Consider the following 13102-nt stretch of genomic DNA (forward strand, 5'->3'; position numbering starts at 1 on the left):
GGTCACCTCCTCAGGGTCGAGTCGCGGTTTCACCGTTGTCATCCTTGGTCTGCCGGGTTACGGCCGCGAGACGGCCTCGCGCGGCAATGGCACCAGTGCCGCACCGACCCGTTCCACCAGCAGCGCCATCTCGTAGCCGACCTGGCCCACGTCACAGCTCCGGGCGGCCAGCACGGCCATCGAGGAACCGTCGCTGATCGACATCAGGAACAGGTAGCCACTGTCCATCTCGATCACCGTCTGGAGCACCCCGCCGGCGCTGAACATCCGGGAGGCGCCGTCGGTCAGGCTGACCACGCCGGACGTGATCGCCGCGAGCTGGTCGGCCCGGTCCGCCGGCAGGTCCCGCGAGGAGGCGAGGAGCAGGCCGTCCGCCGAGACCGCGACGACGTGTGCGATGCCGGCGACGCTGTCGGCGAAGTTACTGAGCAGCCACCCCATGTCCTGCATCGCTGCTGGCCTGTTCATCCGCTCGTCTCCTTGGTTGAGATCATGCCGTTCTGCTCGGAACCGGCCGTCCGACCGCGCTGTACGCCGCGGTGGTAGGCCGACAACAGCCCGCGCACCTCGTCCGGGGTACGCCTGGTCCGCTCGCGCGCGCTCTTGGGCTCGACGCCACCGGGCACCAGTTGCGCCTGGGGCACCCGCTTGGGCAGGCCGGACCGGGTCGTACCGGCGTTGGCCGGCTCCGCCGCCTGGCTGGCCCGGGCCCAGCCCTCGTCGGCCGCCGTCCGCCAGGACCCCTCGGTCCCGGCCTGCGCCGGGGTGGCGGCGGCCGGCGCGGGCGCGGCAGCCGGTGGCGGTGCGGCGGCGGGTACCGGTGCTGGTGCTGGTGTCGGTGGTGCGTAGGGGGCCGGCGGCGGTGCGGAACGTCCCGGACTGCGGGCGGTCAGCGGGGTCCGGCCCGGGGTCGCCGCGTTCGGCGACGGCGGAGCGCTCGGTGCCGGCGGCGATTGGTAGCCGCCCGGCGGCACGGTGAAGATCGCGGTCGAGTCCGATCCGTGGGAACGGAACCAGACCGCCTCCATCTCGCGGAAGATCGGCGCTTCGCCGGTGTCCTCCACCCGGGGCGCGACCGCGGATGCGGCGCTGACCGGAGCGCCCGCGACCGGGCCGGAGGGCAGGCCGGACGGTGCCGCCACCGCGGGCGTCATCGCGTGCGTGGCGGCCGGGCCGGAACCCGCCGCTCCGCGCTGCGGCAGCGACGACGCGACCGTCGGGTACTGCACGGTCGGCGAGGTGACGCCACCCGAACCGGCCAGCCCCGGGTGGGCGGGCGGAGCCGTCGGCGCCGGACTCTGGTACGTCGGCGTCATGCCCTGCTGGTAGGTCGGCGTCGGTGTGACCGGCAACTGGCTCGCCGTCAGGTGGCTGTTGACCGGGCCACCGGTGCTGGCCGGCATCCCCCCGGCCGGGTCGCCGGCGGTCTGCCACTGGTTGCCCGCCGCACTGCGCCACTGCTCGGTCAGGGAGCCGCCGTTACGCGACGCGCCGACCGGAGAGAGCGTCTCCTGCCAGGCCGCACCGGACGGCGGCCGGCTGGTGGCCGGCCCCTGCTCGACCGCGAGCGGCTGCCGCTGCCGGCCGAGGATCTGGTCACGACCACGCGGGGTGGGCAGCACCACCGTGCTGGCCGGCAGGGTGACCTGGGCGACCGTGCCGCCCTCCACGTTGCGGCGCAGGTCGACCCGGATCTCGTGCCGGTGCGCCAGCCGACCGACGACCGCGAGACCCATCAGCCGGAAGGCCGCCACGTCGACGGCCGGCGGAGCGGCCAGCCGGCGGTTCAGGGCGTCCATCTGCTCTTCGCTGAGCCCGAGGCCCCGGTCCTCCACCTGGATCAACACGTAGTCGCGGATCCGGCGGGCGTCGGCGACAACCGTGGTGTGCGGCGGCGAGAAGCGGGTCGCGTTGTCGAGCAGCTCGGCGACCAGCCGGACGACGTCGTTGACCGCGTGCGCGGCGACCGAGATGTCCGGGTCGACGGTGCCGAACTCGATCCGGTTGTAGAGCTCCACCTCGGACTGCGCGGCCCGCAGCGCGTCGATCAGCAGCGCGTCTTCCCGGCGGGGCGCCGTCGAGTCGGCGCCGGCCAGCACGAGCAGGTTCTCGTCGTTGCGGCGCATTCGGGTGGCCAGGTGGTCGAGCTCGAAGAGCTGGGCCAGCCGCTTCGGGTCCTCCTCACCCCGCTCGATCGCGTCGAGTTCACCGATCATCCGGTCGACCAGGGTCTGGCTTCGGCGGGCCAGGCTGAGGAACATCGCCGAGACGCTGGTACGCAGGGCGGCCTGCTCGGCCGCGACCCGGACCGCCTCCTTGTGTACGACGTTGAACGCCAGGGCGACCTGGCCCACCTCGTCCTTGTTGTTGAGCCGGATCGGGTCCCGGACCTGCCGGACGATCTCGTCCACGCCGCCGTCGCCGATGGTGCCGACGTCCCGCAGCCGGCGAACCGCCTCCGGCAGATCGTGGTTGGCCACCGAGAGCGCGCCCTCACGGAGCCGGCGCAGCGACTGGTTCAGCGACCGGGCCAGTACGACGGCGAGGGCGAGCGCGACGATCAGCGTGATCAGCACGATCACCGACTCGACGATCGCCTGCTGGACGACCTCGGACCGGGCCGCCTCGGCCTGGTCCAGCAGGTCGGATTCGAGCAGGGTCTCCGCCCAGCGCATCAGGTCGTGGATCGAGCCGATCGCGATCGCCGCCGAACTCGCGCTGACCGGTGCCCGCTGCCCGACCGACCGGCCCAGGTCCCGGGCTACCTTGTCGGCCAGGATCACCGCGTCGCCGGTGACGGCGCCGTCGAGCACCGCCTGCTGCTGCACGTTGGCGGAGGCCCCGAAGGCCAGCAGCGCCTCCTGCTGGCTGGTCTGGGTGGCGATGAAGGCCGAGAACTGCTCCTGGCCGAACACCGAACCGCCGGCGAGGCCGCTGTAGACCACCGCCTCCTGGTTCGCCACGGCCTCCTTGGCCTGGGCGAGAGCGGAGAGGGTACGCAGGCTGTCACCGACCGCGCTCTCACCCGAGATCTGCCCGAGCACCTCGCCGTACGCCACGAGTTCGACGATGATCATCTCGTACCGCAGGGTGGCCTCGGCGGGCGGCATATCCCGGCGCTCCAGTACCTCCTGCCGGGTGCTGTTGAGCGCGGCCAGCCGGTCGTCGATGACCCGGAGCCGGTTCTCTACCGAGGCGGGGACGCCACCCACCTGCGCGCGCCGGTCGTTGTACGCGGCGATCCGGGAATCGGTGCGCTGCACGTACGCGTCGTACGTCTCGGTCGTCGTCTCCGGCGACTTGGCGAGCAGCCGGGCGGCGGCGATCCGCTCCTTGTGCACGTCCTGGGTGAGCGCTGAGACGTCGGCGGAGAGTTCGGTCAGCGACCGGAGCACGCCGGCCTGGTAGGCGCCCTGCCCGATGTCGACCAGTCGGATCGTGGCGAGCGCCAGAACCGCCGCGACGGGGACGACGAGCAGCAGCGCGAGCTTCGACCGGATTCGGGTGTCCCGTAGCCGGGGAAGCCAGCGGCGCGGTGCAGCGCCCCCCCGCATACCTTTTGCGGGCAGGGTCGTAGGTCCGGTGCTCACGACATCGCCTCCGTCGTTTCATTACGTGACCCGTCGACCGATGCCTGCTGCAGCGGATCGAGCCGCACGCGGCACGGCCGCGATTTCATCAGAAGAAGGCCGCTTTGGGAAGCGACGGGAGGGCAGCAAAGGTCCATCATGGGACGTCGACTACCCTCGAAGCCGGAGGATCGATGAATCGGCAAGTCTCTGATCAGCACGTATATCTCTAGAGTGGTCGTCCGTATCTGGAAAGTTATCCTGCACCCGTACCCCCTCTTATCACTATGTGAGACCCGTCATCCCGAAACCAGCCTGGTATCGAGCGCTTGACCCAGGCGGCCGGCATTGGCAAGGTTTTGCGGGTTTGAAGGCTTCGCGTGAACCGTACGGCAGATCGTTGCCCATCCATTGTGGACGACAAGCTCGGCGGCCGGGCAAGCCCCCCGCCCGCGCCGGATACCTGGAGGACTGAGTTGAGGCCCATCCGCTCCGCGATACCCGCGCTGCTCGCGTCGGCCATCCTGGCAACCTCGCTGACCGGCTGCCAGTTCGGCGCGCCGGAGGAGGCGTCCGGAGAGATCGTGATCGGCGCCGACCTGGAACTGTCCGGCGCGGCCCCACAGGTGGGCAAGGCCTACCAGCGGGCCCTGGAACTCAAGGTCGAGCAACTGAACGAGTCCGGTGCGCTGGGCGGTCGCCGAGTCCGCCTGGAGGTCCGGGACAACAAGTTCGATGCCAGCATCTCGGCGACCAATATCGGCGATTTCACCTCCGATCCGGCGATCAGCGGCATCATCATGGGCAGCTGCAACGAGTGCGCCATCGGTGCGGCGAAGACGGTGAAGAGCAAGCAGGTTCCGACGATCGCGCTCGCTCCGGCCACTGACGTGGCCGCCCCGGGGCCGGACCGGGAGTACATGTTCAAACTCGGCCCGAACGCCCGCGACAATGTCGCCGCCATCGCCGCCGAACTCCGGGCCCGCAAGGTCAAGACGGTGGCAGTGCTGCACACCGCCGACAAGTACGGCGAGGAGGGCGCGGCGACGCTGACGAACGAACTCGTCGGCGTCGAGGAGGACCCGACCGACATCCCGATCCTGGCGAAGCGGTCGGTGAAGGTGACCGACACCGACGTCAGCCAGGCGGTGGGCGCGCTGGTGGCGGAGGAGCCCGAGGCGATCATCGTGTGGACCCCGGCCGACCAGGCCAACCTGGCGATCGGGAGCCTGGGCAAGGAGCGTTACCGGGGACACGTCTTCTTCGACGCGGTGGCCGCCGGCGACCTCTTCATCGGCAACAGCGGCACCGCGGCGGAGGACACCACGATGGTCTTCACCCAGACCATGGTGATCGACGACGTGATCGCGACCACCCCGGCCAAGGCGGCGAGCAAGCAGTGGTTCCGGGACTACACCGCCCGGTTCGGCGGCTACTACGGATACTCCTCGTTCGCCGCCGACGCGGTACAACTCATCGTGGACGCGGCGGTGCGGGCCGGCGGCGACGGCGAGGCGCCGGACCGCCCACGGATCCGCAGCCTGCTGGAGACCGCGGAGACCGACGGCCTCTCCGGCCCGATCCGGATGACGCCGGAGAACCACTCGGGGCTGATGCCCCAGGCACTGAGCCTGCTGGTCGCCCGTGGCGGCCGGTGGCGGCTGGCCGGCTGAGCCGGCGATCGACGTCGCGGCCCGGCGGTGCGGAACGAGCCCTCGCCGCCGGGAGGCGTCCGGGATAGCCTGTCGACACTGTCGACCTGTCGAATGGGGTGGCCTAGCGATGATCCGACTCTCCGGAGTATCCCGGACCTTCGGCGGTCGGTCCGGTTCCGTTGAGGCGCTGCGGGGCATCGACCTCGACGTCGCCGACGGCGAGTTCCTCGCCGTGGTGGGCCGCTCCGGCTGCGGAAAGTCCACCCTGCTGCGCCTGGTGGCCGGCCTGCTGCCGGTGACCGGGGGCGAGGTCCGGGTGGCGGACGAGGTCGTCACCCGGCCACGGCGGGACATCGCCATGGTCTTCCAACGCCCGGCGCTGCTGCCCTGGCGGTCGGTGCTCGACAACGTGCTGCTGCCGACCGAGATCTTCGGCTGGAGCAAGGCCGCGCACCGCGACCGGGCCCGCGACCTGCTGTCGATGGTCGGGCTCAGCGAGTTCGAGAAGCGGCTTCCGCACGAGCTGTCCGGCGGCATGCAGCAGCGGGTGTCGCTCTGCCGGGCCCTGATCCAGCAGCCGAAGGTACTGCTGATGGACGAGCCGTTCTCCGCGCTGGACGCGCTGACCCGGGAGGAGTTGTCGGTCGAACTCCAACGGATCCACATGGAGCACTCGGCGACGATCCTCTTCGTCACCCACTCGATCGACGAGGCGGTGCTGCTCGCCGACCGGGTTGTCGTACTCAGCCCTCGACCCGGTCGGATCCGCAAGGTCCTCGACATCGACATCCCGCGTCCCCGCTCCCTGGGCCGCAACGCGCACTTCGAGGACGTCGCCCGGGCCAGCGCGGAGCTGCACGAACTCCTGCTCGACCACCCCGAGGGCGGCCCCGGCCTGGCGCTGAGCGGCAGTGGTCAGGTCGACCAACAGCACTGACCCGACGGTCAGTAATTTTCAGTAGTCAGTCGGCCACCCTGGCCGGTGTCGGACCTCCGGCCCAGGGTGGCGGGCACGGTCAGGGGTGCGTAACGTGCCCGGCATGGCCTACCGGACCTGGGGCAGAGTGCTGCTCGCCGCACTCCTCGTCGGGATCGTCAGCGGCGCCGGCCAGCTGGGGATCGCGTACGGGCTCGGCCTCGTCCGCTTCGACCGCAGCTTCGACGCCGCCACGGCGAACCAGTGGCCCGCCCAGCTCGTCTGGGTCGGCTGGTTCGCCATGCTGGCGGCCGTACTCGGCGCGATGGTGGCCGACCGGCTCGTTCGCAGGTACACCCTGCCCACCACGCTCGGCAACCGGGCCGCCATCTCGGCGTTGGCCGCCCTCGGCGCACTCGCGGTCGCCCCGCTCTCCATGCAGCCTGCCCGGGCGGCCCAGGTCGCCTCGGCCGACCCGGTGGCCCTGACCGGGGTGGCGGCGGCGGTCGGTGCCGGGGTCGGGTTCGTCGCCGCCCTGGCCGCGCTCAGCCATCGTCCGGTGCTCTGGAACATCGGCGCGGTGACCGGCGTGGTCTGGTTCCTCGCCGTACTGTCCGTGCTGCCCTCGCTCGGCCCCGCCGACCCGATGCCGGCGGTCCGGCTCGGCGGTGTCGACCCGAGCTGGCTGGGTGCCGGCGCCAGCCAGCGGCTTGCGGTCGTCACCATGCCGGCGCTGGCCCTGGTCGCGGGCGCACTCGCCGGTGCCCTGGCCCGGCGGCGCGAGCTGCCGTCGCCGGTGGTCGCCAGTTGTGGCGTGGCAGGCCCGGCGATGCTCGCCCTGGCGTACGTGGTCGCCGGCCGGGGCGACTCGACCGACGCCCACCAGGCGGCGCCGTACTGGGCAGCGCTGATCGCCGTCGGCGCGGGTGCACTGGGTTCGGTGCTGGCGGCCTGGGCCCGCTGGCCGCTGACCGCCCCGGCGGAGACCGCCCCGGCCGACTCGACCGCCGAATCCGCCCCCTCGTCCGTCAGCACGACACCCGGCGGCACCGCCGCGACGACGGCCGGCGTGACCGTCGGCGCAGTGCCCGGCAGCACCGCCGGCATGGTGCCGGTCGGCGGCGGCACCGCCGCGACGACGGCCGGCAGCGATGCCAGCGACGCGCCGACCGCGGTCATCCCGCCGGTGAGCGCGCCGAGCGGCGGCGCCACGACCGACTCGACCTGGCCCGGCAGCATCTCCACCGGCAACGCCACGACCGGCGCCACCACGATCGGCAACGCCACCGTTGGCAGCACCGCCACGGGCAGCATCTCCACCGGCAGCATCTCCACCGGCAGAGCGGCACTGGGCGGCGCCACGACCGGCGGCGCCTCGGCCGACTCGACCTGGCGGTTGGACATCCCCGGCGGCGCACCTCCGGCGGGCGGTACCGGCACCGGTGGTGACCGGGTTGCCGGGACGACGGCGGCCGGCACCTGGACGCCCGGTCCGGCGGCCGGTGGGCAGCCGGGCAACGAATCGACGGAACCGCCCCGGGCACCGGCGCCGGATACCGGGAACTGGTCGTTCGACCTCACCGGAGGCATCCCGACGCCGCGCGTCTCGACGGAGTACTCCGCGCCCACCGAGCGGTTCGGTTCACCGACCCCGACCACGCCCGAGAGCGGTCAGCGAAGCAGCACGGAACCGGTCAGCCCGGCCAGCGACGGGCCGACCACCGGTTCGGGGGATGCCGGATCGCCGGCCGGTTGGGCGGGTGCCCGTCGGCTGCGTACCGAGGACTTCTGGCCGACCACGACACCGACGGAAACACCGGCAGGATCGGCGGCGACCACGCCGGCAGCACCGGAGCAGCCGGCCGCAGCGACACCACCAGCGGTTCCGATGCCACCAGCGGTCCCGGCGCCGCCAGCAGTTTCGACGCCGCCAGGGGTCCCGGCACCACCAGGGGTCGCGGCGCCGCCAGCGGTTCGGACGCCGCCAGTGGCAATGCCCACGGCGCCGCCTGCGACGGCGACCCGGACCGACGATGCCTGGGACGCCTTCGCGCCGGTCAGCCGTCCTCGACTCGACCCTCGTGAACCGTCGACCGATCCGGCCCAGCGGCCGACCGGGGGCAGCGGGGCCGGCACCACCAGCACCGGCACGAGCAGCCCCGGCACGAGCAGCCCCGGCAGTCCTGGCAGTTCCGGGAGTTCTGGCAGTTCCGGCCCCGGGTCGGACGACGCAGGGCGGGCCGGGGACAAGCGGTCGTACCCGAGTGGGAACTCGGCGGAATGGGGCCGGAGCCGTACGGAGCCGAGCGGAGCGGACCCGACCCGGACCGAGCGGATTCCGCCCGTCCCGGTGGTCTCCGGGGACTCCCCGGTCCAGGCGACATCGGACCGCGGCACGCCCCCGGCTGAAACCGACCCGGCAAGTACCGCCGAGGTCAGGTCCGAGTCCGGGACCGGAGACCCGGAGCCGCCGACCGGGCGGATCCGTCGCGGCCTGTTCCGGCGCAACCGGGGCAGCACCGACCCCGAGCAGACCGGCACCATCGAGACCGGCAAGAGCCAGTCGAAGCAGGAGAACGGCCAGTCGAAGCAGGAGAAGGGTGAGCCGAAGCAGGACAAGGGCGAGGCGAAGCAGCGGGAGGCGAAGGGCCGCACCCGTACGGAGGAACCGGTGCCGGCCCGCGACGAGGAGTACGTCGACTGGGTGAGCGGGCTCAGCGAACCCGACCCGGCCGCCGACGACCTCGGCCCGGACCGCAGCCTACGACGCTCACTCCGCTCAACCGGCCGCCACCACGCCGACTGACCACCCGCACCCGTCAACTGACCACCCGCACCCGCAGACTGACCACTATCACCCGTCAACAGGGCACCAGCACCCGTCAACAGGGCACGGCCCTCGCTCGACCTGGACGCCAGATGCGCTACCGCGATCGGGTAACGCCTCCGGTGTCCAGGTCACGCGTCTCCGGCACTCAGGGCGCTGGCGGGGCTGGTCAGGCCAGGGGTAGGTACACCTTGCCGCCGGAGGCCAGGAACTCGGTCGACTTCTCCCGCATGCCCTGCGCCGCGTACTCCTTGAGTTCCTGGGTGATCTTCATGGAGCAGAACTTCGGGCCGCACATGGAACAGAAGTGGGCCGTCTTGGCGGGTGTCGCCGGCAGGGTGGCGTCGTGGTACGCCCGCGCGGTCTCCGGATCCAGCGACAGGTTGAACTGGTCCTCCCAGCGGAACTCGAACCGCGCCTTCGACAGCGCGTCGTCCCACGCCTGCGCCCCGGGGTGCCCCTTGGCCAGGTCAGCCGCGTGTGCCGCGATCTTGTACGCGATGACCCCCGCCTTGACGTCGTCCCGGTCCGGCAGCCCCAGGTGCTCCTTCGGGGTGACGTAGCAGAGCATGGCGGTGCCGAACATGCCGATCATCGCCGCGCCGATCGCCGAGGTGATGTGGTCGTACGCCGGGGCGATGTCCGTGGTCAGCGGCCCGAGGGTGTAGAACGGGGCCTCGTGGCACAGCTCCTGCTGGAGGTCCACGTTCTCCTTGATCTTGTGCATCGGCACGTGCCCCGGCCCCTCGATCATCACCTGTACGCCGTGCTCCCAGGCCACCGAGGTCAACTCCCCGAGGGTACGCAGCTCGGCGAACTGCGCCTCGTCGTTCGCGTCCGCGATCGAGCCGGGGCGGAGCCCGTCACCGAGCGAGAACGTGACGTCGTACCGGGCGAGGATCTCGCAGAGTTCGGCGAAGTTGGTGTAGAGGAAGTTCTCTCGGTGGTGTGCCAGGCACCAGGCCGCCATGATCGAGCCGCCCCGGGAGACGATCCCGGTGACCCGGTCGACCGCCAGCGGCACGTAGCCGAGGCGTACCCCGGCGTGCACCGTCATGTAGTCGACGCCCTGCTCGGCCTGTTCGACCACCGTCTCCCGGAAGACCTCCCAGGAGAGTTTCACCGGGTCGCCGCCGACCTTCTCCAGCGCCTGGTAGATCGGCACGGTACCGATCGGCACCGGGGAGTTGCGGATGATCGCTTCCCGGGTCTCGTGGATCCGCTTGCCGGTGGAGAGGTCCATCACGGTGTCCGCGCCCCACCGGGTCGCCCAGGTGAGTTTCTCCACCTCCTCGGCGATCGACGAGGTGACCGCCGAGGTGCCGATGTTGGCGTTGACCTTCACCAGGAAGCGCCTGCCGATGATCGCCGGCTCGCACTCCGGGTGGTTCACGTTCAGCGGCAACACCGCCCGGCCGGTGGCGATCTCCTCCCGGACCACCTCGGCCGGCATGCCCTCCCGGACCGCCACGAACTCCATCTCCGGGGTGACGATCCCGGCCCGGGCGTACTCCAGTTGGGTGGGCCGGACGCCGTCCCGACCGGCCAGCGGGGTTCCGGCGCCGCGTACCGGGGCCACGTCGCCGCGCTCCGCGATCCACGTCCCGCGCAGCGGAGGCAGCCCTTCGGCGGGGTCGGAGCCGGGACCGGACGTGTCGTAGAGCCGTACTGGTGGTTCGTCGCCGGTCAGCTCGACCTCCGCGAACGGCACCCGGACGTCCGGACGCGCCCCCGTCACGTACACCTTGCGACGAGCGTTCATGCCTACCTCCCTGTGCTGGATGGACCCGACCCGCGGGATGAACCGGACCCGCTGGATGAAGCGGATCCGCCGCCGCCCGGCGCCGCATCGGACCAGCGGAAGTGGTCCAGCGGCCCGTGACCGCTCCCCAACGACCAGGTCCGGGCGCCGAGCAGCGCGCGGGTGACGTACTCCTTGGCGAAGGCCACCGCGTCCGGCACCTGGTCGCCGAGCGCCAGCCGGGCGGCGATCGCGGCCGAGAACGAACAGCCGGTGCCGTGGCTGTTCCGGGTCGGCACCCACGGCCGGCGCAACAGCCGCACCTCGGTACCGGTGCAGAGCGCGTCGACCGCGCCGCCGAACGCCTCGCCGCCACCGGTCGCCAGCCCCGAGCCGTCGACGTCGCCGCCGGTCACCACCACGTATCGGGGGCCGCCGGCGGCGAGCTGCCGGGCCGCCTCCGCCATCTCGTCGGTACCGGAGACCGTCCGGCCGAGGATCGCCGCCGCCTCCGCCCGGTTCGGCGTCGCCACCAGGGCGTACGGCAGCAGCCGCTCGATCGCCTCGACCACGCCGAGCCGGGCTCCGCTGGTCGAGACGAGCACCGGGTCGACCACCAGGTTGGGCAGCAGACCCGCCCGGGCCGCCCCGGCCACCGCGTCCGCCACCTCCGCGTCGCCGAGCATTCCGGTCTTCACCGCGACCGGCGGCAGGTCCTCGGTCAACGTGCGGAGTTGTGCCGTCACCATCTCGGCGGGGACTCCGAAGACGGCCCGTACCTCGCGGGTGTTCTGCGCCGTGACCGCGGTGAGTACCGAGGTGCCGTAGACCCCGAGCGCGGCGAAGACCTTCAGGTCGGCCTGGATGCCCGCGCCCGCCCCGGAGTCCGAGCCGGCCACGGTCAACACCACCGGCGGCGTCACCGCTCAACCGCCCGCACCACAGCGGCCCGCACATCAACGGTCTGCGCCTCGGCGGCCCGCACGTCAACAGCCCGCACGTCGGCAGGCCGCGCCTCGGCGGCCGTGCAGAGGTCGCGGACCAGTGCGGACGGGGCGTCCGATCGCATCACCGCACCCATCACCGCCACCCCGACCGCACCGGCCGCCAGGCAGGCGTCTACCTGCTCGGGGGTACCGACGCCGCCGAGCGCGACCACCGGAACCGGGCTGTCGGCGACCAGCCCGGCCAGGCCGGCGGGACCGAGCGGCGGACCGTATCCGGGCTTGGACGGGCTCGGGTAGACCGGCGAGAGCGTCACATAGTCCTCCGTGGAGATCCGGCCCAACTCGGCCAGGTCGTGGCAGGAGCGGCCGACCAGCGGCAGCGTCGGCGGCGGATAGGGACCGGCGGCCGGCAGGTGTACCGCGTCGCCGTCCAGCGGGTCCGGCCCGGCGACCAGCAGGGTGCCGTGCACCGGGGCGAGGATCACGCGCAGCCGCCGGGCCAGGTCGAGCCGCTCCGGCCGGGGCAGGTCCCGCTCCCGCAGCAACACCCACCGGACCCCGCCGTCGACCGCTGCCCGAACCACCTCGTCGAGCGGCCGGCTCGCCTGCCACCGGTCGGTGACCAGGACGATCCCGGGTGGCGCGGTCACAGCTCGGGCCGCCCCTCGTCGGGAGTGGAGGCCAGCGCGTGGAAGCGCCGGGGAATCCGGCCCGCACCGGCGGCCAGCCGTCCCGCCTCGATCGCGTACCGCATGGCGGTGGCCATCCGTACCGGGTCGGCCGCCCGGGTCACCGCGCTGGCCAGCATCACCGCGTCGCAGCCGAGTTCCATCGCCAGGGCCGCGTCCGAGGCGGTACCGACGCCCGCGTCGAGGATCACGGGTACGTCCACGTTCTGCCGCAGCAGTCGCAGGTGGTGTGGGTTGGTGATGCCCAGCCCGGAGCCGATCGGCGCGCCCGCCGGCATCACTGCGGCACAGCCGAGATCCTCCATCCGGCGGGCCAGCACGGGATCGTCGGTGACGTACGGCAGCACCGTGAACCCCTCGGCGACCAGCCGCTCGGCGGCGGTGACCAGCTCGACCGCGTCCGGCAGCAGGGTCCGGTCGTCACCGGTCACCTCCAGCTTGATCCACGGTGTCTCGAACGCCTCCCGGGCAAGCCGGGCCGTGGTGATCGCCTCGGCGGCGGTACGACATCCAGCGGTGTTCGGCAGCAGCCGTACGCCGCACCGTGAGAGCACCTCCAGCACTCCGCCGCCCATGGTGGCGCTGCTGTCGATCCGGCGCAGCGATACGGTGACCAGCTCACTCCCGCTGGCCCGGATCGCCTGTTCCAGGGCGTACGGGCTGGTCGCCCCACCGGTGCCGAGGATCAGCCGGGAGCTGAACTTCTCACCGGCGAGTACGAACCCGGGTTCGGGGTCGGGCAGTCCGGTCGACATCCC

9 protein-coding genes are annotated in these 13102 nt (G+C 72.3%); 3 read left to right on the forward strand and 6 right to left on the reverse strand.

The features are described 5' to 3' along the window. Nucleotides 1-57: 57 nt before the first annotated feature. Together Pma05_RS28810 and Pma05_RS28815 are read right to left on the reverse strand one after the other, a co-directional pair. Entirely contained in the window at nt 58-468 is a 411-nt protein-coding gene (locus Pma05_RS28810; RefSeq protein WP_203860634.1) for a roadblock/LC7 domain-containing protein, read from the reverse strand. Beyond that, nucleotides 465-3590: a sensor histidine kinase gene (locus tag Pma05_RS28815; protein WP_203860635.1), complete on the reverse strand. Its 3126-nt coding sequence runs from the start codon at nt 3588-3590 to the stop codon at nt 465-467. The genes Pma05_RS28810 and Pma05_RS28815 overlap by 4 nt, the downstream gene beginning before the upstream one ends. Nucleotides 3591-4045: 455 nt before the next feature. Here Pma05_RS28815 and Pma05_RS28820 point away from each other — a divergent pair, with 455 nt between their 5' ends. The 3 genes from Pma05_RS28820 to Pma05_RS28830 all read left to right on the forward strand — a co-directional run bounded on the left by Pma05_RS28820 (nt 4046) and on the right by Pma05_RS28830 (nt 8946). Then, complete coding sequence (locus Pma05_RS28820; RefSeq protein ID WP_203860636.1) at nt 4046-5242, forward strand: ABC transporter substrate-binding protein; 1197 nt, start codon at nt 4046-4048, stop codon at nt 5240-5242. A gap of 109 nt (nt 5243-5351) precedes the next feature. After that, nucleotides 5352-6161: an ABC transporter ATP-binding protein gene (locus Pma05_RS28825; RefSeq protein WP_203860637.1), complete on the forward strand. Its 810-nt coding sequence runs from the start codon at nt 5352-5354 to the stop codon at nt 6159-6161. Nucleotides 6162-6264: 103 nt separating this feature from the next. Beyond that, nucleotides 6265-8946, forward strand: coding sequence for a hypothetical protein (locus Pma05_RS28830; RefSeq protein ID WP_203860638.1), 2682 nt, complete (start codon nt 6265-6267; stop codon nt 8944-8946). A 190-nt stretch (nt 8947-9136) separates the two neighbouring features. On the opposite strand, the gene thiC is transcribed toward Pma05_RS28830, so the two are convergent. Genes thiC through Pma05_RS28850 form a run of 4 tightly spaced genes read right to left on the reverse strand, consistent with a single transcriptional unit; the run spans nt 9137 to nt 13099 of the window. After that, on the reverse strand, nt 9137-10729 hold the full coding sequence (gene thiC / locus Pma05_RS28835; RefSeq protein WP_203860639.1) for a phosphomethylpyrimidine synthase ThiC: 1593 nt from the start codon (nt 10727-10729) through the stop codon (nt 9137-9139). A gap of 2 nt (nt 10730-10731) precedes the next feature. Beyond that, the gene (thiD, locus tag Pma05_RS28840) at nt 10732-11631 is read right to left on the reverse strand and encodes a bifunctional hydroxymethylpyrimidine kinase/phosphomethylpyrimidine kinase (protein ID WP_203860640.1); all 900 of its coding nucleotides are present in this window, start codon (nt 11629-11631) and stop codon (nt 10732-10734) included. Next, entirely contained in the window at nt 11628-12305 is a 678-nt protein-coding gene (locus Pma05_RS28845; protein WP_203860641.1) for a thiamine phosphate synthase, read from the reverse strand. The genes thiD and Pma05_RS28845 overlap by 4 nt, the downstream gene beginning before the upstream one ends. Then, a complete protein-coding gene (locus tag Pma05_RS28850; protein WP_203860642.1) occupies nt 12302-13099 on the reverse strand; it encodes a thiazole synthase in 798 nt (265 codons plus the stop codon). Before Pma05_RS28850 ends, Pma05_RS28845 begins: the two co-directional genes overlap by 4 nt. Between the last annotated feature and the right edge of the window lie 3 nt (nt 13100-13102).

Source organism: Plantactinospora mayteni (genome assembly GCF_016862935.1).
GTDB lineage: Bacteria > Actinomycetota > Actinomycetes > Mycobacteriales > Micromonosporaceae > Plantactinospora > Plantactinospora mayteni.